23 protein-coding genes are annotated in these 21792 nt (G+C 66.4%); 11 read left to right on the forward strand and 12 right to left on the reverse strand.

Going from position 1 to position 21792, the window contains the following annotated elements; all coding sequences use genetic code 11:
• Positions 1-20 precede the first annotated feature (20 nt).
• Genes KU884_RS05295 through KU884_RS05305 form a run of 3 tightly spaced genes read right to left on the reverse strand, consistent with a single transcriptional unit; the run spans position 21 to position 2567 of the window.
• Positions 21-1247, reverse strand: a complete 1227-nt coding sequence (locus KU884_RS05295; protein WP_167781636.1) for a 2-hydroxychromene-2-carboxylate isomerase — start codon at positions 1245-1247, stop codon at positions 21-23.
• Between the two features lie 37 nt (positions 1248-1284).
• Positions 1285-2220, reverse strand: a complete 936-nt coding sequence (locus tag KU884_RS05300; RefSeq protein WP_167781637.1) for a PA2778 family cysteine peptidase — start codon at positions 2218-2220, stop codon at positions 1285-1287.
• Positions 2217-2567: a PA2779 family protein gene (locus KU884_RS05305; RefSeq protein WP_167781638.1), complete on the reverse strand. Its 351-nt coding sequence runs from the start codon at positions 2565-2567 to the stop codon at positions 2217-2219. Before KU884_RS05305 ends, KU884_RS05300 begins: the two co-directional genes overlap by 4 nt.
• A gap of 263 nt (positions 2568-2830) precedes the next feature.
• Here KU884_RS05305 and KU884_RS05310 point away from each other — a divergent pair, with 263 nt between their 5' ends.
• Positions 2831-3544, forward strand: coding sequence for a polymer-forming cytoskeletal protein (locus KU884_RS05310; protein WP_167781639.1), 714 nt, complete (start codon positions 2831-2833; stop codon positions 3542-3544).
• 68 nt (positions 3545-3612) lie between these two features.
• Positions 3613-4227 (forward strand): hypothetical protein, encoded by a 615-nt coding sequence (locus KU884_RS05315; protein ID WP_167781640.1) that lies wholly within the window; start codon positions 3613-3615, stop codon positions 4225-4227.
• Between the two features lie 11 nt (positions 4228-4238).
• Here the strand turns inward: KU884_RS05315 and nudC are convergent, their stop codons facing one another.
• The 3 genes from nudC to KU884_RS05330 form a co-directional block, all read right to left on the reverse strand.
• Positions 4239-5084 (reverse strand): NAD(+) diphosphatase, encoded by an 846-nt coding sequence (gene nudC / locus KU884_RS05320; protein ID WP_217351421.1) that lies wholly within the window; start codon positions 5082-5084, stop codon positions 4239-4241.
• Positions 5085-5153: 69 nt separating this feature from the next.
• A complete protein-coding gene (locus tag KU884_RS05325) occupies positions 5154-5594 on the reverse strand; it encodes a hypothetical protein (protein WP_167781642.1) in 441 nt (146 codons plus the stop codon).
• Between the two features lie 123 nt (positions 5595-5717).
• Positions 5718-6188, reverse strand: a complete 471-nt coding sequence (locus tag KU884_RS05330) for a flavodoxin family protein (protein ID WP_167781643.1) — start codon at positions 6186-6188, stop codon at positions 5718-5720.
• A gap of 114 nt (positions 6189-6302) precedes the next feature.
• Between KU884_RS05330 and KU884_RS05335 the strand changes: the two genes are divergently transcribed.
• Positions 6303-7184 (forward strand): DMT family transporter, encoded by an 882-nt coding sequence (locus KU884_RS05335; protein ID WP_167781644.1) that lies wholly within the window; start codon positions 6303-6305, stop codon positions 7182-7184.
• Between the two features lie 51 nt (positions 7185-7235).
• Here KU884_RS05335 and KU884_RS05340 read toward each other — a convergent pair whose 3' ends face one another.
• The 3 genes from KU884_RS05340 to KU884_RS05350 all read right to left on the reverse strand — a co-directional run bounded on the left by KU884_RS05340 (position 7236) and on the right by KU884_RS05350 (position 11274).
• Complete coding sequence (locus KU884_RS05340; protein WP_167781645.1) at positions 7236-7907, reverse strand: type 1 glutamine amidotransferase domain-containing protein; 672 nt, start codon at positions 7905-7907, stop codon at positions 7236-7238.
• A 209-nt stretch (positions 7908-8116) separates the two neighbouring features.
• On the reverse strand, positions 8117-9730 hold the full coding sequence (pckA, locus tag KU884_RS05345) for a phosphoenolpyruvate carboxykinase (ATP) (protein ID WP_167781646.1): 1614 nt from the start codon (positions 9728-9730) through the stop codon (positions 8117-8119).
• 368 nt (positions 9731-10098) lie between these two features.
• Positions 10099-11274 (reverse strand): Xaa-Pro peptidase family protein, encoded by a 1176-nt coding sequence (locus tag KU884_RS05350; RefSeq protein ID WP_167781647.1) that lies wholly within the window; start codon positions 11272-11274, stop codon positions 10099-10101.
• Between the two features lie 183 nt (positions 11275-11457).
• On the opposite strand from KU884_RS05350, the gene KU884_RS05355 reads away from it, so the two are divergent.
• A complete protein-coding gene (locus KU884_RS05355) occupies positions 11458-11940 on the forward strand; it encodes a hypothetical protein (RefSeq protein ID WP_167781648.1) in 483 nt (160 codons plus the stop codon).
• Positions 11941-11958: 18 nt separating this feature from the next.
• Here the strand turns inward: KU884_RS05355 and KU884_RS05360 are convergent, their stop codons facing one another.
• Positions 11959-12354 carry a DoxX family protein gene (locus KU884_RS05360; RefSeq protein WP_167781649.1) on the reverse strand — a complete coding sequence of 132 codons (396 nt, stop codon included), beginning with the start codon at positions 12352-12354 and terminating at the stop codon, positions 11959-11961.
• A gap of 159 nt (positions 12355-12513) precedes the next feature.
• On the opposite strand from KU884_RS05360, the gene KU884_RS05365 reads away from it, so the two are divergent.
• A complete protein-coding gene (locus tag KU884_RS05365; RefSeq protein ID WP_167781650.1) occupies positions 12514-12978 on the forward strand; it encodes a heme-binding protein in 465 nt (154 codons plus the stop codon).
• Positions 12979-12992: 14 nt separating this feature from the next.
• Here the strand turns inward: KU884_RS05365 and asd are convergent, their stop codons facing one another.
• A complete protein-coding gene (gene asd, locus KU884_RS05370; RefSeq protein ID WP_167781651.1) occupies positions 12993-13925 on the reverse strand; it encodes an archaetidylserine decarboxylase in 933 nt (310 codons plus the stop codon).
• Positions 13912-14565 (reverse strand): SCO family protein, encoded by a 654-nt coding sequence (locus tag KU884_RS05375; protein WP_167781652.1) that lies wholly within the window; start codon positions 14563-14565, stop codon positions 13912-13914. Before KU884_RS05375 ends, asd begins: the two co-directional genes overlap by 14 nt.
• A gap of 150 nt (positions 14566-14715) precedes the next feature.
• On the opposite strand from KU884_RS05375, the gene prmB reads away from it, so the two are divergent.
• The 6 genes from prmB (at position 14716) to leuB (ending at position 21758) form a co-directional block, all read left to right on the forward strand.
• Entirely contained in the window at positions 14716-15663 is a 948-nt protein-coding gene (gene prmB / locus KU884_RS05380) for a 50S ribosomal protein L3 N(5)-glutamine methyltransferase (RefSeq protein ID WP_167781653.1), read from the forward strand.
• A gap of 61 nt (positions 15664-15724) precedes the next feature.
• Positions 15725-16837, forward strand: coding sequence for a chorismate synthase (aroC, locus tag KU884_RS05385; RefSeq protein ID WP_167781654.1), 1113 nt, complete (start codon positions 15725-15727; stop codon positions 16835-16837).
• Positions 16838-16840: 3 nt separating this feature from the next.
• Positions 16841-18007, forward strand: coding sequence for an MFS transporter (locus tag KU884_RS05390; protein WP_217351422.1), 1167 nt, complete (start codon positions 16841-16843; stop codon positions 18005-18007).
• Positions 18008-18588: 581 nt separating this feature from the next.
• Complete coding sequence (gene leuC / locus KU884_RS05395; protein WP_167781655.1) at positions 18589-19992, forward strand: 3-isopropylmalate dehydratase large subunit; 1404 nt, start codon at positions 18589-18591, stop codon at positions 19990-19992.
• A gap of 1 nt (position 19993) precedes the next feature.
• Entirely contained in the window at positions 19994-20635 is a 642-nt protein-coding gene (gene leuD / locus KU884_RS05400) for a 3-isopropylmalate dehydratase small subunit (protein ID WP_167781656.1), read from the forward strand.
• Positions 20636-20678: 43 nt separating this feature from the next.
• Positions 20679-21758 (forward strand): 3-isopropylmalate dehydrogenase, encoded by a 1080-nt coding sequence (gene leuB, locus KU884_RS05405; RefSeq protein ID WP_167781657.1) that lies wholly within the window; start codon positions 20679-20681, stop codon positions 21756-21758.
• Positions 21759-21792: the final 34 nt, after the last annotated feature.

Raw genomic sequence — 21792 nt, forward strand, 5'->3', positions numbered from 1 at the left:
ATAGACCATGAGTTGTGGTTTCAGGTGTCGCGCGGCGCGTCGATCTCCGGTACCCAGCCATCCAGGGCGTGGGCGACCATGTCCAGGCGGTCCTGCCCCCAGAACACGAGCCTATTGTCCACCACCAGTGTGGGTGCGCCGCAGGCACCCAGGGCTTCCGCCCTGGCGGTGTTCTCCTTGATCACCGCTTTGTTGTCGTCCGCCGTAGCGCGGTCGAGCACCTCGGCTGGATCCAGGCCGTTGTCCCGGATGATGGCGGAGACCGTGCTCTGATCGCCAAGGTCCCGATCTTCGGCCCAGGCTGCGCGATACAGCGGTTGGATCAGTTCGGGGGCGACCGCGGAGACCCGCAGAGCCAGAACGGTATTCAACGGAAAGTGGCTGGTGAAGTGGAACGGCACGCCCCACTCACGGGCCCAGAGTTGCATGTCGCGGACACCCCAGGCCTGGCGGTTGGTGCTCATGGCCTGTAACGGAATCATCGGTGTACCGATGGACTTGAACAGTGCACCCAGCAGCATTGGTCGCCAGATAAGCTCTGCGCCGTGCTCTGCGGCAATGCGCTCGACTTGCGTGCAGGCAAGATAGGAGAACGGGCTGGAGAAATCGTGAAAGACCTCCAGCCGCCGACGATGACCGTCCGGATAGGATGTCTGTGCCGGCGGCGCGCCGCCCAGCGCTGCGGCCACCAACGGCAACCGATCCGCGCCCCACCAGAGATCATCGCCCAGCATGACGGTGGGCACCCCGAAGACACCGCGTGCCGCTGCCTCCTCGGTGTTGTCCTCAAGCGCTGCCAGGCTTTTCTCGGCGTAGGCCAGTGCGGGGTCCACGCCATGGTCATCCGCGAGCCGCTGCAACAGGCCCTCGTCGTCCAGCGGTTTGCCGCGCTCCCAGGCAGCGCTGAGCAGCGCGTGCATTAACGGCGCGCGCGCGTCCCCCGGCGCACCGGCCAGGAGTTGCTGCGCTAGCGCGCTTTCCGTCACCGGACGCTGCAGCGGCCCCCGTAAACGCAGGCCGGCGAGTTCGGCCTGGCGGTGGGTATCCATGCGGAACAGTGTCCGCTTGTTCTCCGGCCATTGCTGTTCCGGCTGTGACGGCAACCGCTGGCGCTGGTACAGACTTGCCAGGGACACCGGGCGCAGCAGCAGTTCGTGGCCCGTCGCCCGCGCCAGGGTCTCGATCCGGGACGCGGCCAGAAACGTGTGGGGGCAGATGACGTCGAAGAACCACTCGAGTCGCGCCATGGCGTTGTTTTCTCCTCCGGGCGGATGCAGGGGGCACTCAGCGGTGGCCCAGCGCCGCCTCCAGCGCCGTGTAGTAGTGGGAGTCTCCCGTTCCGGCCAGTGCCGCGGCCTGCCGGGCGTGTTTCAGTCCGGCCTCGTCCTTGCCCTGCTGGAGCAGCGACCAGGCCAGGTTGTGGTGCAGCGCCGTGACCTCCGGGTCGCGCTCCAGGCCTTGTCGGTAGTGGCTTTCCGCGTCGGTGTAAGCTGTGCGGGCGTAGGCCAGGTTGCCGAGCCCCAGGTGCGGGATCGCATGCGCCGGCCAGCGCCGGGCGGCCTGCTCGTAGCTCGTCTGCGCCGCGTCGGGTGCCACGTTCTCCAGCGGTGCCACCGCACGCAGGTAGGTGTCGGCGTCGACGGTCGCCGGGAATTCCCCCGGGGGATGCAGCGTCATGGCCCAGTGATCGCCGCTGCGCCAGGTTCGCAGGAACCGCCTGAATGACACTGTCTCGCGCCGGGTTGTGCCGGAGCGCAGGATCATTTCCTGCGCCTCCAGGTCGTAGCCCACCGTCACCGCGTAGTGCCAGACCGGATACGCCTCCAGCGCCAGGTTCTGCAGCACCAGCACCGGGTTCCCGGCGGCCAGTTCCTGCAGCAGATCACCGAAGTCCGGCTCCAGCGGGTAGGGCACCAGGCCCTGGCGCCGGCTGGCCGAGCGGAGCTCCGGCTGGAGGCTGCCCTGGCGAGCGGGGAGGTAGACCTCCGGCTTCAGGGCGTCGGCGTCGGTGTCGACGCCGGCGACGTTCATCATCGTGGCCAGGGCGGCGGGGCCGCACTGGTAGGCGTCCTGCGGGTGGAACGGCACGTCCGTGAGTTCCACCTGGCTCGTCAGCCCGTATGCCGTGGTGTCCAGCCCGGCCTCCTCGGGTGCTGGCCCGGTCGCGCAGCCTGTCAGCAGCATAAGGCCGACTGCGGCCAGCAGCGCGCGCCGGGTCATCGCAGGACCAGCAGCAGGAGGATGATCACCAGAAGCAGAACCACCGTGCTGCCACCGGCGGGCAGGGCGTCGATCTGGGCGGTGAGCTCTGCCGCCTCGGCGTCGGAGAGGCTTGCTGCCCGTTCGGCAGCATGCTCCGGGTCCACGCCACGGGCAATCAATTGCTCCTGGACATCGTCCCGTTCCAGTAGCCCGATCAGGCGTTGCTGCTCGCTGCCCATCGGCTGTTCCAGGGCGGTTTCGGTGCCAACAATGCCCGCTGCGGCGGTCTGCATGGCGAAACCGCTGACAACCAGCACGACGATCAGGGGCAGGGCCAGAAGGCGACGGATCAAGGAACTCTGCATGGATTCACTTCCCGTGTTGCGGATGGTTGGCTCGCAGGCGCGCTGGTAATGCGCAGCGCCCACGCTGCCCTACACTCTACCTAGGCATGCGCAGGCTCGCTATCCCGCGCCGTCAGGGTCAATCGGCGGGCTTCGCTGACCGGCCAGGCTGTCGTCGCGCAGTGACAGTTACCCGGTACCGCTGGTTGCGGTTACCGTTGCACACTCCCTGGGCTTCGGCCGGGAGCGACGAGACTGAGAGACGTTCTGGAGGTGAAGGGCTCATGGCCATGTTCGATATCGGTAAACGAGGGAGCGGGCACGACCGTGATCGGCCCGAAGATGAACTTCCGGAAACTGCGCCTGTGGCGCCGGTGGCCCAGGACTGGGAAGCACCGGGGCAGGGCGGTGTGCGCCGTCGCGAGGCGGCGGTGATCGGGCCGTCGATCCACATTGATGGGACCCTCAAAGGTGAAGAGGATCTGCTCATCGAGGGGCACGTTACAGGCGCGGTGCAGTTGCAGGATCATAGCCTCACCATCGGTGCCAAGGGCCAGGTGGAAGCCGACCTCTACGCCCATAACGTGATCGTGGAAGGGACGGTGAAAGGCGATCTCTATGGCGTCGAGCGGGTGGCAATCCGCGGCAGCGCGAGAGTGCGCGGCAACGTGACGGCACCGCGGGTGAGCCTGGAGGATGGCGCCACGTTCAAAGGGGCCATCGAAATGGACGCCGATGCCGTGGCCGCTGCCATGGGCGGGCCCTCGGGCTCGGCGGCGACGAGGTCGGCGGCGGGCGCGGACAAGGGCGCGACCACGGGGGGCGGCGGCAGTGTATCCACCGGCGCGTCCACTGGGTCGGATTCCGGGAGTGCCACGGCGCCGGAGCAGGGGGCCGGCAGTAGCAAGGCGACCAAGGAGGAGGGCGGCGAACAGACCGGCAAGTCTGGCAGCGGTAGCGCGACCTCCCGCAAGACCGGTGCCGGAAGCGGATCCTGACGTCCCGGTGGTGGCGGTTCCCGGATTGGTGTATGAGCGTGCTTACTAACCTTCTGAGAAGGTGAGTAATGGCAGTGAAAGCGGATGCCGTGTCCTCGTCCTCCCGGGCCGGTGGTGAGCTGCTGCAGGTGCCACTCCTGGCGGAAAGTCTCACGCGCCTGGGCAGCGATGAGCGCATGACGCTGCTGGACCTGGGGCCGCCGCGGTCTGCCACGGTGGCGTACCTGAGTGGATACCGGTGCCGGCTCGGCATCGCTGATGCGCTCCTGGAGCTCGCTGACGCCGATGACCTATTGAAGGGGGCGGGAGCGGACGAGTACCTACAGCGTGCCCTGCCTGCTCGCTCGTTTGCCGACAGCGAGCTGATCCTGTGCTGGGGGCTGGCGGATTACCTCTCCCACGGCGGGATTCGTGCCCTGGGGCAGCACCTTGCGTCACTCGCCGTGCCCGGAACGGTTCTGCACATGCTGATCGCCTATGGTGCCGCCGTGATCCCGTCGCGCCCTCTGGTGTACAGTCTGGCGGCGGATGGCCTTCGCGGCGATCGGCAGCCGGCCGACGACGCGGGTGTGCGGCCACCCCGCCACAGCAGCGGGGAGTTGCAGCGGTTGTTGCCCGATTGGCACCTGGACCGTTCGGTGCTGCTCAGCAACGGCATGCAGGAATACCGGTTCCGATGCTGATCGGCCATTCCTCAGCGATGCTGATTCACGAACCACCGGATCAGGTGCCCGGCGATGGATATCTCGCCGGGCACCTGGGGTAAATCCTCCGGGGTGAACCAGTCGGCGTGCAGGATCTCCTCGCCGTCCACCTGGATGTCACCACCCGCATAATCGGCGATGAAAGCGACCATCAACGAGTGCGGGAACGGCCAGGACTGGGAGGCAAAGTAGCGGATATTCTCCACCTCCAGGCCGACCTCCTCGCGCACTTCCCGGCGCACGCACGCCTCCAGCGTCTCGCCCGGTTCGGTAAAGCCGGCCAGAACGCTGTAGAAACCCTCAGGGAATCGGGGCGCACTGGCGAGCAGTAACTGACGCCCGCGGCGGACCAGGGCCATCATGGCCGGCGTCAGCCTCGGAAACTGGCTGTAGCCGCACGCGGGGCAGACCCGCGCCCGTTGAGCCTCGGCGCGGTACGTCGCTGCGCCGCAGCGCCCGCAGAAGCGGTGATTGCGATCCCACTCCAGAATCTGGAAAGCGCGCCCGGCGAGCAGAAACAGGTCCATGTCCATACGCCCATGGAGGCGGAACAGGTCACGCTCGATAAGGTCCCCATCGGGTGCTGCGCCTGCGAGTTCGGCGGCGAAGCAGGGGGTTCCATCCAGGCGCCCGAGAAAATGCGGTTCCGGCTGTTCGGCGTGTTGCGGGCGCGGATCGCCAGCGCCATACAGGGGTTGCACCCGCCGTTCGTCCAGTCGGCTCAGCAACAGGTCTCGCTGGCGAAACAGGAACCACCAGCCGTCTTCGTCATCGCGCACCAGCGGTTCAATGGCAGGATCAAACGGTCGCTGAATATCGAAAGCGGATACTTCCACAACAGAATCCTCGGCCGGGAAAGTCCGCATTCAACAGCAGGCAGTCCCCCCCCTGCAACCCGGCATCGATCAGCAGGCGTCTGCCAGCACGCCCGTGGCTGGGTTGTCCCCGGGGTTGGAGGCCCGGGGCAGGCGCCGGTGAAGCTCGGTCATTATGTGCCGGAGTTGCTCCAGGCAGCGGATGGTGGCTTCGAAACCAGCGGGCGGCGTGGCGCCGGTTCCGCTCAGCCGTTCCAGGTTGTTGCGCAGGGTCAGGGTGAGGGACTCGATCTCCCCGGCTGCCGTCTGCAGCTGCTCGCAAGGACGCGGGTGATCACTGTCACGGGCGAAGGTCTCGTGTTCGTGCAGGTGGTCGAGGGAACGGGCCAGCTCGCCGCTACGCAGGGCCCACTCTTCCAGGCTCTGCAAGCCGGCCGGTGTGGCTCCGAGGCCGTGTTCCTGCCACTGCCTGGCACGCTGGCTCACATAGGTACTGAAGCTCACGATCAGCATGCTGAACTCTCTGGACATCCCCAACTCCGATGACTGATTTAGTCCGAAGTTGTACAGTTTCTGTATCGATATTGCAAGGCTGACGACGCGGCAAGGGTGGGTTGAGCGGCTCGAAGCGCGGAAGCACGCGGGGACCGGACACTAGAGAATGCCCGTGTCCAGTCCGGCGGCCATGTACAGCCCCAGCTCTTCACAGTCCGTCACGAACTGGTCCTGGAATTCACCGCGGCAGATCAGGGGATCCTGGGCCGGTTGCCAGCGCAGCCCGGTGACAATGGACTCCACCGCCCGGCGGGTGCCGGTGCCGTCCCGGCCCGCGCGCACGTAGAGTGCATAGGGCAGTCCCTGGGTCTCCTCCAGGCAGGGGTAGTAGATGCGGTCGAAGAAGTCCTTCAGGGCGCCGCTCATGTAGCCCAGGTTCTCGGTGGTGCCGAGAATGATGGCATTGGCGGCAAGCACGTCGTCGGGACCGGCCTCCAGCGGGGGGACGTGGCGGGTACTCACGTATTCCACGTCTTCGTGGCTCGCCCCTCGCAGTACCGCATCCACCAGCTTCTGTGTGTTCGGTGACGGCGCATGGGCGACCACAAGCAGATGCCGGGTTGCGCTCATGGGCGGCCTCCTCGTATCGGTTGAGGCGATTTGCTGCGCTCGTTATGACACTTCACAGTAACGCGTTATCCGTGCCCTGTCTCGGGGCGCAGGGACTACCATCGGGGAGATGCCGTGGCGCAGGAAACCCGTGCAACACTGCTGGCGCTCGGAGCGGTACTACTGTGGTCCACGGTGGCCACCGCCTTCAAGCTCTCGCTGGAGTACCTGCAGCCCATCCAGTTGCTGGCGTGGGCAAGCGTGGTATCGCTGCTGACTCTGGGGGCGCTGCTGGTGGCCAGTGGCCAGCTGTCGGTGCTCCTGGCCACGGCCCGGCGGGACGCGCTGCGGTCGCTGGTTCTCGGTCTCTGCAATCCTTTCCTCTACTACTTGGTGCTATTCGAGGCCTATGACCGCCTGCCGGCACAGGAGGCGCAGCCGCTGAACTACACTTGGGCCTTCACCCTGGCGCTGCTGTCCATCCCGTTGCTGGGGCAACGTTTGAGCCGCTGGGACGTGATCGGTGGCGTGATCGCCTATGCCGGCGTCTGGGTGATCGCTACCCGGGGCGACATCTTCGCTCCGGAATTCGCTAATCCCATCGGTGTCCTTCTGGCGCTGGGCAGTACGGTGCTCTGGGCGCTGTACTGGATCGGTTCCGCGCGGGACCATCGGCCGCCCCTGGTGGCACTGTTCAGCAACTTCGCCATGGCGACGCCGGTGGTGCTGCTGGTGTGTGCGCTGACAGTGGGGCTGGTGCCGGATGACTGGCGCGGGCTGGTGGGGGCGGCCTACGTCGGCATGTTCGAGATGGGGCTTGCCTTCGCCCTGTGGCTCGGCGCCATGCGCCTGACCAGTAGCGCCTCGCGGATCGGCAATCTGATTTTCCTGTCACCGTTCCTGTCCCTGGTGTTCATCAGGATACTGGTGGGCGAGCACATCATGGCGTCGACCTTCGTCGGCCTGGGTCTGATAGTGCTGGGCCTGGTGCTCCAGCAGACCCTGCGACGCGCCTGAGGAAACACGGGCCGCGGCCCGTGTTTCCTCCAAGCTCAGTCAGCAGCGGGTTCAGTCAGCGGTCAGTGCCTCCAGCGTCAGCTCCGCGGTGCGGGCGCTGGATGGCGGGTTCTGGCCGGTGACCAGGCGGCCGTCGTGCAGGGCATGGACCTGGAACGCCGGTGCCGGCTCGACCAGGGCACCGAGCTCGCGGAAGCGCGTCTCCAGCAGGAACGGCACGTCCTGGTCCAGTTCCACGGCCCGTTCCTCCTCGTCGGTGAAGACGGCCACCCGGCGATCGGCCACCAACGGCCGGCCGTCCTTGCCTTTGACGCCCACGAGCCCCGCCGGACCGTGGCAGACTGCCGCTATGACCTTGTCCCCGGTCGCGAACGCCTCAAGAAGCGTTACCAGCTGCGGGTTCTCCGGCAGGTCGAACATGGTGCCGTGGCCCCCTGGCAGGAACACCGCGTCGTAGTCGGCCGCCTGCACGTCGCCCAGCGAGCGGGTATTCTGCAGACGCTGTTGTGCTTCCTGCCACTCCTGTTTCTGGGCATCGTCCGGGGTGCTGCGGGGGTCCACCGGAGTCGCGCCGCCGCGTGGGCTCGCCACGGTGACGTCGGCGCCGTGCTGCTTGAAGATCTGGTAAGGAACGGCAAACTCTTCAAGCCAGAGCCCGGTCTGTTTGCCGCTGGTCATGGTGTCGGCGCTGGTGACAATCATCAGGATCTGCGGTGCGGACATAGTGCCTCCGTCAGGTGGCAAGAGTGTTCCCGGTAGCCCGGGTGGCAGGGGTCAGGTGTGGGGGCGTCCAGGGGGAAATCAATGGGGGCGGTGGTTGCGCTGTCGGCGGACGCGGCCGGAGTCGATCCCGACGGTATAGAATGCTGGCAGCCACCGTCGACCGACGGTGGCTGCCAGAGTAACTGACGCGGTAAGCCGTTGCCGCAGGATCAGGCCGTGCCGGAACGCTTGAACTTGCCGTCCGGTACTCGCGGGCCGGCATTGCGCAGCTCTTCGCTGGCCTGATCGGCGTACGCCTGGAAGTTTTGCTGGAACAGCTGCGCCAGATGTGCCGCCATCTCGCGGTACGCGTCCTGGTCATCCCAGGTGTTCGCTGGCGTGAGAACCTCGCTGGGTACGCCGGGGCAGGACGTGGGCACCGCCACGCCGAACACCGGGTCCGGACTGGTCTCCGCCTCCGCCAGGGAGCCGTCGTGGATGGCATCGATGATGGCGCGGGTATGCGCCAGGCTCATGCGCTGCCCCTGCCCGTAAGGACCACCGGTCCAGCCCGTATTCACCAGCCACACATTGGCACCGCTGTTGCGGATGCGCTCGGCCAGCAGATCGGCGTAGCGGGTCGGGTGCCAAACCAGGAACGGTGCGCCGAAGCAGGCCGAGAAGGTGGCCTCCGGTTCCGTGACGCCCATTTCGGTGCCGGCAACCTTGGCCGTGTAACCACTGATGAAGTGGTACATGGCCTGGGCCGGGTTGAGGCGACTCACCGGTGGCAGCACGCTGAAGGCGTCGCAGGTGAGGAAGATGATGTTCGACGGAGTGCCGCCGGTGCACGGAATCTTGGCGTTGTCGATGAACTCCACCGGGTAGGAGCAGCGGGTGTTCTCGGTCAGACTGTTGTCGTGGTAGTCCACCTGTCGCGTCTCCGGGTCGAAGACGACGTTCTCCAGGATGGAGCCGAAGCGGATGGCGTTGTAGATCTCCGGTTCGGCCCGCGGATCCAGATCGATGACCTTGGCGTAGCAGCCGCCTTCAATGTTGAACACGCCGTTGTCGCTCCAGCAATGCTCGTCGTCGCCGATCAGCCGCCGGCGCGGATCCGCCGACAGGGTGGTCTTGCCGGTCCCGGACAGGCCGAAGAAGACCGAGACGTCGCCGTCGGTGCCCTCGTTCGCCGAGCAGTGCATCGACAGCACGCCCTGGCCGGGCATGAGGTAGTTCATGATGGTGAATACGCCCTTCTTCATCTCGCCGGCATACTCTGTGCCGAGGATGACAAAGCTGCCCGACTGCAGGCAGAGGCTGACGCTGGTGCCGGAGCTGACACCGTCGATGCTCTCATTCGCCCTGGCGCGGCCGGCATTGTAGATGACGTAGTCGGGCTCACCGAAGTCGGCCAGTTCATCACGGGTGGGCCGGATCAGCATGTTGTACATGAACAGGGCATGGTAGGCGCGTTCGCAGATGACACGGATCTTGACCCGGTAGTTCGGATCCCAGCCGGCGAAGCCGTCCACCACGTACAGCCGCTCGCAGGCAGACAGGTGCTGCCGGGCCTGCTCGCGCAGGCTCTTGAAGCTGTCGGTTTCCAGGCCGATGTTCACTGCCCCCCACCACACGTCGTCCATGATGTCCGGGTGTTCCACCACGCGCTTGTCCCCGGGGCTGCGGCCGGTCTTTGCTCCGGACTGGGCGATGAGTGCGCCGCTTGCGGAGATGGCGCTGCCTTCCTCGTAGGCGAGGGCCTCTTCATAGAGGCGTGCGGGGGTGGGGTTGCGCAGGACGGTGTCCACGCGGATGCCGTGTTGCTCGAGACTGAAGGTCACGCTCCTGTCCTCCTGGTGTTTTCCGCCGTGGGGCTCCCTGAATCAGCGTGCGCCGACACGCCGCCCCCTTGCCGGACTAGATTGCTGTGAACGGGCTGCGCGCCAGCCATTGCAGTGATGATCGAAGGCATTCCGCCCGGATACCGGGCCTGCCCCTTGGAGTCAAGCGATCTTGCCGGTCAGGGCGATCGCGACTCGACCGATCGGGGAAAGCCAGCGCCAGCTGTTTCGGAGTTGCCGCGGCGGCACGGCGCGCACTTGCGTGCGCTGCCGGAGCATGGGGTCATGCTGCTGCGCGGCTCTCGACTCCGATAAAGGAGGGATGATACACGATTGGGCTGCAAACTCCGAAAACGCCTTACGGTTTTTCAGAAGTCCCAGACGTTCTCGATAAGAGGCTCGGCTGCCCCCGCGGCGCATATCCGCACGGTCTCGCTTATGCCGATTCCCCAGCGTCCGGGGAGGCGCAGGCACAACGGCAGGTGAAAGACCATGTTCTCCCGGAACAGTGTGTCCTGTCCCCGTGCAATGAATCCGGACCCTTCCACCCATGAGGGCGGGAATCCGGCCCCGACGGTGTATCCGAACACGCCAGAGAAGAACGCCTCATCGGCCACCGGCGCCATGGTGGCTTCCGCCGCGCGGGCGGCGTCATCGAAGGTATGGCCCGGGCGCATGTGTTCGGTCAACGTCTCGAATAGCGCCCGGCAGGTCGCGCGAATCCGTTCCATGTGCTGATCCGGGGTGCCGCAGATGCGCGTGCGCATCATCGGCGCGGTGTAGCGGTGGACGCTGGCACCGAATTCCATGAACACCGGGTCGCCGTCGCGTAGAACGCGACCGTTGTGATTGGTGTGGATGACGCTGCTGCGCGGGCCGGTTGTGACAATCGGCTGCATGCTCATGAATTCGCTGCCGCCACCCAGCATGGCCTGTGCCCCGGCTGCCGCGACGGCGCTGTCAGTAGTGCCTGCCGTGATGGCTGCCTCCGCCGCGTCCAGGCCCTGGCGGGTGATGGCGGCGCTGCGGCGAAGGTAGTCCATTTCGGCGGCGCTTTTCACGCGCCGGATGGCCGGCAGCAGATCGCCGGCGTCGTGAAAACCGCACCCGGGCAGGGCACGGCGCAACCCATCCAGCAGAGCGGGGCGGAAACCCGGTTGCCAGGCGTCATAACCCACCGTGCGCGTGCCCGCGAGCAGGTCGGTGAGCGGTGCCAATGGTCCGCCGGTGTCTTCCCAGCGATAGCCCATGAGCTCACTGACGCGGGTGCAGACCACCGCAGGTCCGGTTTCGATGGAAGGCACTTGCAGGGCCGCATAGCCGGGACCGAGGACAAGGCAGGCATGGACCGACACCTCGAAGGTGGTGTAACCGGTGAGGTAGAAGATGTCCGCGGGGGCAGTCACCAGTAGCGCCTCGAGACCGCGTTGCGCCATGGCGTGACGGACTTTGTCTTCACGCCGATCCAGTTCCTCGGCACTGAAGGCCACTTCGGCGCCGGCCAGCTCCCGGCGCAAGGCGTCGCGGTAAGTCTCGTGATCCATGGGGCGCTCCATCGATGGCCGACGCAGGCTTTGTTGGCAAAGGCTCGTTGGTCCCAAGCCTAACGCGGACTCGGGCAACGGGACAGTGAAGGAGGCGCCGGACAAGTCCACGATCACCCACGGTGCCATCAGGCTGTGGCAGAATCTGCTGCGGATTGGCACCGGCAAGGGGAATTCTGACTCATGACTGATCACGACAACGCGCCGCCGCCGGCGACCCCGGGGCGGGAGCTGCCACTGCTCCATGCCCTGTTTGCCCTGGTGGCAGTGGGCCTTCTTTATGCGCCGTTGGTGGAACTGGGCGACGGGGGCGTCTGGACGCTGATGGATATCGGCGGGGCGTGGGCCATGGCCACCCTGATTGTGCTTGCCCTGCTGGGTATTGCCGCGCTGCTGCTGATTGCTGCGGATCGGGTCACGTGGGCGCGTCTACTGGTGGTGGACATGCTCATTGTCATTGCGCTGATCCCGGTGGTGGTCGGGGTGGTCATCAACTGGGAGGCACCGGTTGTCGGTGTCGCCGGCTTCGGCTGGGGTTTCTGGGCTGCCATCGCCCTGCTGGTCGCCCGTTTCCCGCTGAGCATCTGGATTCGCACCCACGCCGCACGCGCCCAGGCGCAACTGCAACACCAGGATACCGATCAGGCCGGTGGCCGCGGCGAGTGATCCTCGCCGCCGGCCTGGTTAGTGACGGTTCAGCCCGATACGGCCCGGACCGGTGAGGATCAGGACCACAGCGGTGAACAGGAAGAAGGCCTGCAGCTCGATGGCCCAGCCACCGGTTCCCGAGAGCGCGAAGATCTCGTGAGAGTGGGCCAGGAAGATGGCAAACAGCATGTTGATGACAATCAGTAGCGCGCCGATGCCACAGTACCACCCGGCGATGACCATCAGCGGCGCCAGGATTTCGCCGATGAATACGCCGAAGGCCAGCCACTGGGGCAACCCGGCGCTGGCCAGCATGCCCTGAATGTGGTCGACGCCGCCCAGCAGTTTGGCGATGCCGTGGGGTAGCATCAGCAGGCCCAGCGTCAGGCGCAGCAGGAACTTGCCCAGGTGGTCGTTCTGCAGAAAAGTCATCGGTGTCGCTCCTGTCCGTCGCGTTCCTTGGTTGCGTCCGCCGCAATGCCGGCACAGTCTCGCGGAAGACCCGCGTGCTGTCGACCCGCTGGAGTTTCCGCTCCTGATCTGTTGCGATGAGCGGTCAGGTTTCCACTATCTCATTGAGGAGTTCCATTCATGCCCGCAGACGTCTTCAAGCTGACCGTCACCCTCCCGCTGCAGACCGCCCGGGAAATCATTGCCGCGAGTCTCGCCGAGGGGCGCCGCCGGGGGTTGCAGCCTCTCACCGTCGTGGTGGTGGACGCCGGAGGGCACATCGTGTCCCTGGACCGCGAAGACGGCTCCGGCATCCGCCGCGTGGAAGTCGCGCGGGGCAAGGCCGGTGCCGCTCTGGGTATTGGCATCGGCAGTGGTGTGGTCGGTGAACGCAACCAGGGCCGTGATGCCTTCCTGGCCAGTGTGGCCACGGCGTCCAACGGCGAATTCGTGCCCGTCCCTGGTGGTGTTCTGGTGCTGGACGGTGCCGAGCGGATCATCGGTGCCGTGGGTGTCAGCGGTGACGCCTCGCCGGAGGACCAGGCCTGTGCCGTTGCCGGTATCGAGGCGGCTGGCTGCCGAGCCGGACTGGACGCCGCCGGCTGAATACCGTATAGGTGTCAGGCGCCGGGGCGGAGTGTCCCCAGCGCCTGATGCAATCGCACCGGCACGTCGGCATCAAGCTCTCGCTTCCATGTGACCGTCGCCGGCGGAAACAGCAGGATTACCGTCGAGCCCATGTTGAAGCGCCCCATCTCTTCGCCGCGTTCCAGCTGCACGGGGTTGGTGTCATAACGCCGGGCGTGCAGCGCGCGTCCCCGGGGCGGGGTCACCTCGCCGGCCCAGGTCGTCTCGATGCTGCCCACGTTGATGGCGCCCACCAGCACCATGGCCATGGGGCCGGCGGAGGTGTCAAAGAGGCAGGCGACGCGTTCGTTGCGGGCGAACAGCCGTGGCACCGTGCGCACCGTATGGCGCCCGACACTGAACAGCCGTCCCGGGATATGGACCATCTCCCGCAGGGTTCCGCCCGCCGGCATGTGCACCCGATGGTAGTTCGCCGGTGACAGGTAGATGGTGGCGAAGGCGCCGTCCAGGAACGGCGCCGCCCGGTCCGCCGATCCCCCAAGGAGGTCCACCAGCGAGTAGTCCTGGCCCTTGGCCTGGATGATCCGCTGGTCGTGCAAATGACCCAGGGCGCTCACGGCGCCGTCCGCCGGGCAGCACAGGGCGTCATCGTCCTCCGGCATGGGGCGCGCACCGGGTTTCAGGGCCCGGGTGAAGAAACTGTTGAAGTCCGGGTAGGCGTCCGGGTCCGGTTCCAGCGCCTCGCCCATGTCTACGCCGAAACGGCGGATGAACCAGCGGGTCAGCGCTCGCCGCAGCCATTTCCGCCGGCTCCGCGTGACCCGGTGGGTGAGCCGGGAGACCGCGTGCTGCGGTAGCGGGTACAGGGGCAGCGACTTGAGCCGGTCGGCAAGGCTGGCTGCGCCGGTGAGATACCGCTGGTCACCGCTGTGGGTAGCCCGCCCGGAGGATTCAGGACGAGCCATGGAAATCGAGAATGGTGGCCAGGTCGCGACCAATTTCCCGGGCCCGATGCGGCGAGCCGAACATGGCCTGGAAGCGCCCGTCCGGGTTCACCAGCAGCACCGAGGCGCCGTGGTCCACCATGTAGTCGTTGCCGCCGTCTTCGTCATGGCGGATGTGGGCAATGCCCATGTCTCGCGCAAGCACGTCGATCTCGTCCAGGGAGCCGGTGATACCACGGAAATCATCGCGGAAATTGGTGACGTACGCCTCCAGGCGCTCCGGCGTGTCGCGTTTCGGGTCCACGGTGACGAACACGGTCTGCAGTTCTCCGCCCTTGCCCTGATCCTCCATCATCTCGTGAACGCGGCTGAGCTCGGCCAGGGTCATGGGACAGATGTCGGGGCAGTGGGTGAAACCGAAGAACAGCAGGGTCCACTGACCCTCGAGATCCGCCCGGGTGAAGGAATCGCCGTTGTGATCCACCAGCTGGAAGTCGGTGATATCACGGCCGCCTTCCATGTAGGTGGCATCGAGGTCGGAGTTCGCCAGGGTGGCGGGCGCGAACAGGTTGTTGGCCGCCCACATGCCGCCGATCAGTGCGACCAGGGCAGCGGAGATGCCGGCGATGGTGATCAGGGAAGTCTGCAGTGTCTTTGTCATGGTGCGGGATTCTGTCACAGGCCTGGTGTCAAGGAAACGCTGAACGATGGCAACAGTCTGACTGCGGCATCGCCCGCCGGTTCCCGGGGCCGGCAAAATGCGCCGCTGTCGGTTATCATGGCGCGCTGATTGAATCACCCGGAGTACGGCATGTTCGAGACACACCGCCCCGTGGAGTCCCTGGTCACACTGCGCGACTATGTGCGCTGGGGTGGCAGCCGGTTCCGCGAGGCCGGTCTGGTGTTCGGTCACGGCACCGACAACGCACTGGATGAAGCCGCGGCGCTGGTGCTGCATACGCTGCACCTGGAGCCGGACATGTCCGAGCCGTTCTGGGATGCCCGGGTGACGGCCGCCGAGGGCGAGGCCATCGTCGCGCGCATGGAGCGCCGGGTCGGCGAGCGTCTGCCGCTGCCGTACCTGACCCACGAGGCATGGTTCGCGGGACTGCCTTTCTTTGTGGACCAGCGGGTGCTCGTGCCGCGTTCACCGGTGGCTGAACTGATCGCGCACCGCTTCGCGCCCTGGCTGGATGCGGACGCGGTGGAGCGGGTTCTGGACATAGGGACGGGCAGCGGCTGTATTGCCATCGCCTGCGCCCTTGCCCTGGACAACGCCGTGGTGGACGCCGCCGACATCTCCGAGGATGCCCTGGAGGTAGCCCGGGTGAACATCAAGCGCCATCATCTGCAAGAGTGGGTGCAGCCGGTACAGGCCGACGTCTTCGATGGTCTCGTCCCCGGGACGCGCTATGATCTGATCGTGGCCAATCCTCCGTATGTGGATGCCGGGGACATGGCGTCCCTGCCGGAGGAGTACCGCCACGAGCCGCGCCTCGGGCTTGCCGCCGGTGACGACGGTCTCGACGTGGTACACCGGGTGCTGGCCGAGGCGCCTCGCTGGCTGAGCGAGAACGGGCTGCTGGTGGTGGAGGTGGGCAACAGCGCGCCGGCGGTTGAAGCCGCGTGGCCGGAAGTGCCCTTCGAGTGGCTGCAGTTCGAGCGCGGGGGCCACGGCGTATTCGTGCTGACGGCAGCAGAGCTTGCCACCCACGCCGGCGCGTTCCGCCGCGACCGGGGCAGAGGCGCGGTGAGCTGACCATCAGTAACGGGGCCCGGTGTGGCCGCCGTAACACAGAGATCGCAACCAGAAGGCTGATATGTCCGGAAATACGTTCGGCAAGCTGTTCCAGCTCACCACCTTCGGTGAAAGCCACGGGCCCGCCCTGGGTGCCATCGTCGACGGTTGTCCGCCCGGTCTGGCGCTGACCGAGGCTGATTTGCAGCACGATCTGGACCGCCGCCGCCCCGGTACGTCCCGATATACCACCCAGCGCCGGGAGCCGGACCAGGTGCGGATTCTCTCCGGCGTGTTCGAGGGGCGAACCACGGGCACTCCCATCGGTCTGCTGATCGAGAATACCGACCAGAAGTCCAAGGATTATTCCGAAATCGCTGCCACCTTCCGACCGGGGCACGCCGACTACACCTACATGCAGAAGTACGGCGTCCGCGACTATCGTGGCGGGGGGCGCTCGTCGGCCCGCGAGACCGCCATGCGCGTGGCGGCTGGCGCGATTGCCAAGAAGTGGCTGGCCCAGCGTTACGGTGTGCACATCCGTGGCTATTTGTCGCAGCTGGGCCCGATACGGCTTGCCCTGCGGGACTGGCAGGCGGTGGATGACAACCCCTTCTTCTGCGGTGACCCGGAACGGGTGCCGGAACTCGAGGACTACATGAACCGCCTGCGCAAGGACCTGGACTCCGTGGGCGCCGAGGTCACGGTGCTGGCAGAGGGGTGCCCGCCGGGCTGGGGTGAGCCCGTGTTCGACCGCCTGGATGCCGATCTGGCTCATGCGCTCATGAGTATCAATGCGGTGAAGGGGGTCCAGATCGGTGCCGGTTTCGACGCGGTGAGCCAGCGGGGGACCGAGCACAGGGATGAACTCACCCCGGACGGCTTCGTGGGAAACAATTCCGGCGGCGTGCTCGGCGGCATCTCCACCGGCCAGGACGTGGTGGCTTCCATGGCGCTCAAGCCCACCTCCAGCATCGTCACCCCCGGGCGCTCCATCAACGCCACCGGACAGCCGGTGGAGGTGGTGACCAAGGGTCGCCACGATCCCTGCGTGGGCATCCGCGCCACGCCCATCGCCGAGGCCATGATGGCGCTGGTACTCATGGATCACGCCCTGCGCCACCGCGCCCAGAACGGCGACGTGGAACCGCCGCTGACGCCCATCCCCGCGGAACCGGGCCGTCGGGGCGAGTAGCGCGTGCCGGCCGGCCTGCCGTACTGGCGGCTCTCCGCCTTTTACTGCTTTTTCTTCGCCGTGCTGGGCGGCCTCGCCCCGTACTGGGGGCCGTACCTCAATGCCGAGGGGTTCTCGGCGGCGGAGATCGGCCAGCTCATTGCCATCCTCCACGCCACCAAGATCGTCGCCCCCAACGTCTGGGGGTTGATCGCCGACCGGACCGGCCGGCGGATGGCCGTAGTCCGCATCGGCGCGCTGGCGGCACTGGTCACCTTCGCCGGCGTCCTGCTGGGCAGCAGCTTCTGGTGGCTCGCCCTGGTGATGGCACTGTTCAGCTTCTTCTGGAACGCCGCGCTGCCCCAGTTCGAAGCCAATACCATGAACCACCTGGGCCAGGCGGATCACCGCTACAGCCGGATCCGTCTGTGGGGTTCTGTGGGGTTCATCATCTCGGTGGTGGGTTTCGGCGAACTGATCGACCGCTTCGGCGTGCACATACTGCCGTGGCTGTTGCTGGTGCTGTTCGTCGGGCTCTGGGTGTCCAGCCAGATCGCCCCGGAGGCCCGACAGCACAGCCATCACCAGCACAGCGATCCCATCCTGCGGGTGTTGCTGCGCCCCGATGTGATCGGCTTCTTCCTCGCCTGCTTCCTGCTCAAGGCGAGCCACGGGCCCTACTACGCCTTCTTCAGCATCTACCTGGAAGAGGTCGGTTACAGCAGCAGCATGATCGGCATTCTCTGGGCCGTGGGCGTAGTGGCAGAAATTCTGCTTTTCCTGGTCATGCACCGCTTGCTGCCGCGCTTCGGCGCCCGCTGGCTGATGACCGTGGCCATGCTGCTCTCCGCCCTGCGCTGGATTCTCATCGCCGCCGCGCCGCAGCTCCTGCCCGTGCTCCTGTTCGCCCAGGGCCTGCACGCCGCCTCCTTCGGCGTCTACCACGCCGTGGGCATCGCCCTGGTGAACCGCTACTTTGTCGGCAGCAACCAGGGCCGTGGCCAGGCGCTCTACAGCAGCATCACCTTCGGCGCCGGCGTGGCCGTGGGCAGCCTGGCCAGCGGACTGCTCTGGGACGTCCTGGGCGGCAGCATGACCTTCTACCTGGGTGCGCTGGCCGCTGGACTGGCCGCAGTGATTGCCATGGCAAGCCTGCCGGGGCGACACGCCGAGGAGCCGGTTCCGGCATGATGGTTACGGGGTGCTTCGTACGGTTTGCGTTCGCGGCGAATCTGGGGCGCCGGGGCGGGGACTTTGGTTCCGGACACGCCGCAAGTACGTCCTTGTAGGCTCGGCTCCAGCCATCCATGGCTGGAGACGGTCCGGAACCAAAGTCCCCGCCCCGGCGCGTGCCGTGGAGGTGAATCCGGTGGTGCATCCGGGGCTGCTGGTGCCTCGTCATGGGTTGGCTGGAGGATGACTGCTGGGGCGACTAGCGGAGCCCCGGAACGCAGGCCGTCCGGCCCCGAAGGGGTGGCCGCAGGGATGCGGCCACCGGCGCCCAGCGCATGGATGCGCTGTAAGCCGGCCAGGCCGGAGTGGAGGGAACTTTTCTTCGAGAGAAGAAAAGTTAGGCGGAGCTCCGGAGCCCCAGCAGTCATCCCCCAGCCAACCCATGACCCATCCGTAAGCTGCCAATAGCCTGAGTCAGGGGGCTTGAACGAAGCCAAATTGCGCCACATCTCCGTGGATACATCGCTAACGCGGAATCCGTTATACTTACGGGTTTGCAGGCAAACTGAACACTGAAAGGCCGCGGGCCGGGTGAGGATATGGCAGGCAGAACGCTCTACGAGAAGCTCTGGGATGACCACGTCGTTCGTGACAACGAAGACGGCACCTCGCTTCTGTACATCGACCGCCAGCTGGTCCACGAAGTGACCTCGCCGCAGGCGTTTGAAGGGCTGCGCCTGGCTGGCCGGCAGCCCTGGCGCGTGGACGCCAACCTGGCCGTCACCGACCACAACGTGCCCACCACCGACCGCAGCCAGGGCATCGCCGACCCCGTCTCCAAGCTGCAGGTGGACACCCTGGACGACAACTGCCGCACCTACGGCATCGTCCAGTTCGGCATGACCGACCCGCGCCAGGGCATCGTCCACGTCATCGGCCCCGAGCAGGGTGCCACTCTGCCCGGCATGACCATCGTCTGCGGCGACTCGCATACCTCCACCCAGGGGGCCATGGGTGCCATGGCCTTCGGCATCGGCACCTCCGAAGTGGAGCACGTGCTCGCCACCCAGACCCTGGTGCAGAAAAAGAGCCAGACCATGTTCATCGACGTGGACGGTGAACTTGGTCCCGGTGTCACCGCCAAGGACATCATCCTGCACATCATCGGCACCATCGGCACTGCCGGCGGCACCGGCTACGCTATCGAGTACGGCGGCTCCGCCATCCGCAGCCTCGGTATGGAAGGGCGCATGACCATCTGCAACATGTCCATCGAGGCCGGCGCGCGCTGCGGCATGATCGCCGTGGACGACACCACCATCGACTACATCGCCAACCGCCCGTTTTCGCCCACCGGCGAGCAGTGGGAGCAGGCAGCGCAGTACTGGCGGACGCTCCACAGTGACCCGGATGCCGAGTTCGACAAGGTCGTGCGCATCAATGCCGCCGACATCGAACCCCAGGTGTCCTGGGGCACCTCCCCGGAGATGGTCGTGCCCGTGAGCGGCAAGGTGCCGAATCCCTTCAAGGAAGCCGACGAGAGCAAGCGCAGCGCCTACGCCCGGGCCCTGGAGTACATGGATCTCGAGCCCGAGACACCCATGAAGGATATCCGGCTGGACAAGATCTTCATCGGCTCCTGCACCAACGCGCGCATTACCGACCTGCGCGAGGCCGCCAAAGTCGTCGCGGGCAAGCGCATCGCCGACAACATCAAGCTGGCCATGGTGGTGCCGGGCTCCGGTCTGGTGAAAAAACAGGCCGAGGACGAGGGCCTGGATCGCATCTTCAAGGACGCTGGCTTCGAGTGGCGCGAGGCGGGCTGCTCCATGTGCCTGGGCATGAACCCGGACCAGCTCTCCCCCGGCGAGCGCTGCGCGTCCACATCCAACCGCAACTTCGAGGGCCGGCAGGGGCAGGGCGGTCGCACGCACCTGGTCAGCCCCGCCATGGCCGCGGCCGCCGCCGTGGCCGGCCACTTCGTCGACGTCAGGGATATCTGAGATGGAACCGTTCAGTCAGCACAAGGGGCTGGTGGCGCCGGTGGAGCGCAGCAACGTGGACACCGACGCCATCATTCCCAAGCAGTTTCTCAAGTCCATCAAGCGCACCGGTTTCGGCGACAACCTCTTCGACGAGTTGCGCTACCTGGACCACGGCGAGCCCGGCCAGGATTGCAGCCAGCGGCCGAAGAACCCCGATTTCGTGCTCAACCAGGAGCGCTACCAGGGTGCCACCGTGCTCCTCACCGGGCGCAACTTCGGCTGTGGCTCCTCCCGCGAGCATGCCCCGTGGGCGCTGAAGGACTACGGCTTCCGGGCGATCATTGCGCCGAGCTTCGCCGACATCTTCTACAACAACTGCATAAAGAACGGTCTGCTGCCCGTGGTCTTGTCGGAGGAGACCGTGGAGCGGCTGTTCCGCGAGGTGGAGGCAACGCCTGGGTACGAGCTGGCGGTGGATCTGCCGAACCAGACCGTAACCACGCCGTCCGCCGAGAGCTTCGGCTTCGAGATCGACGGCTTCCGCAAGCACATGCTGGAGCAGGGCCTGGACGAGATCGGTCTGACCCTGCAACACGCCGACGCCATCCGTGCCTACGAGGAGCGGCGCCGGCAGGAAGCGCCCTGGCTGTTCCGCGCCTGAGCCGGAACGGCCGCACGCCAACCACGACCTTGCGAGACCCGCAATGACCCGACAAGTGCTCACGCTGCCCGGCGACGGCATCGGCCAGGAAATCGTGGCCGAGGCCACCAAGGTACTGGATGCCCTGCGCGCTGACTTCGGCCTGGACATCACGTTGGAGCAGGGGCTGATCGGTGGCGCGGCCTATGACGCCCGCGGCGTGCCGCTGCCCGAGGAAACCCTGGAGCAGGCCCGCGCCTCAGCCGGAATTCTCCTCGGCGCCGTGGGCGGCCCGCAGTACGACAAGCTCGAGCGCCCGCTGCGTCCCGAGCGGGGCCTGCTGGCGATCCGCTCCGAACTCGGTCTGTTCGGCAATCTGCGACCGGCCATTCTGTACCCGCAGCTCGCGGAGTCCTCGGCGCTCAAGCCCGATGTGGTGGCCGGGCTCGACATCATGATCGTGCGCGAACTCACCGGTGGCATCTATTTCGGCGAGCCCCGGGGTATCCGGACGCTGGAGAACGGCGAGCGCCAGGGCTACAACACCCTGGTCTACAGTGAGTCGGAGATCGAGCGCATCGGCCGTCTGGCCTTCGAGACGGCGCGCAAGCGCGACAAGCGCCTGTGCTCCGTGGACAAGGCCAACGTCCTGGAGGTCACCGAACTCTGGCGCGAGGTCATGGATCGCCTGTCCGCCGACTATCCGGACGTGGAGCTGTCCCACATGTACGTGGATAATGCGGCCATGCAACTGGTGCGCACTCCCAAGCAGTTTGACGTCATCGTCACCGGCAACATGTTCGGCGACATCCTCTCCGACTGTGCAGCCATGCTCACGGGGTCCATCGGAATGCTGCCATCGGCCTCCCTGGACGAGGAGGGGCGCGGCATGTACGAGCCTGTGCACGGTTCGGCACCGGACATTGCCGGGCAGGATCTGGCCAATCCGCTGGCCACCATCCTCTCGGTGGCGATGATGCTGCGTTATTCTCTCGGGGAGGCCGCCCACGCCGAGCGCGTGCAGCGCGCGGTGGGCCGAGTGCTGGATCAGGGGCTGCGGACGCCGGATATCCACACTGGCGACACCCGGCGCGTCGGCACCCGCGAGATGGGCGACGCCGTGGTGGCGGCACTGTACGACTGAACGCGGGGTGGCGCGGCGCCGCTCCGAGGCAATC

The sequence above is a fragment of the Aquisalimonas sp. 2447 genome, assembly GCF_012044895.1.
Lineage (GTDB): Bacteria > Pseudomonadota > Gammaproteobacteria > Nitrococcales > Aquisalimonadaceae > Aquisalimonas.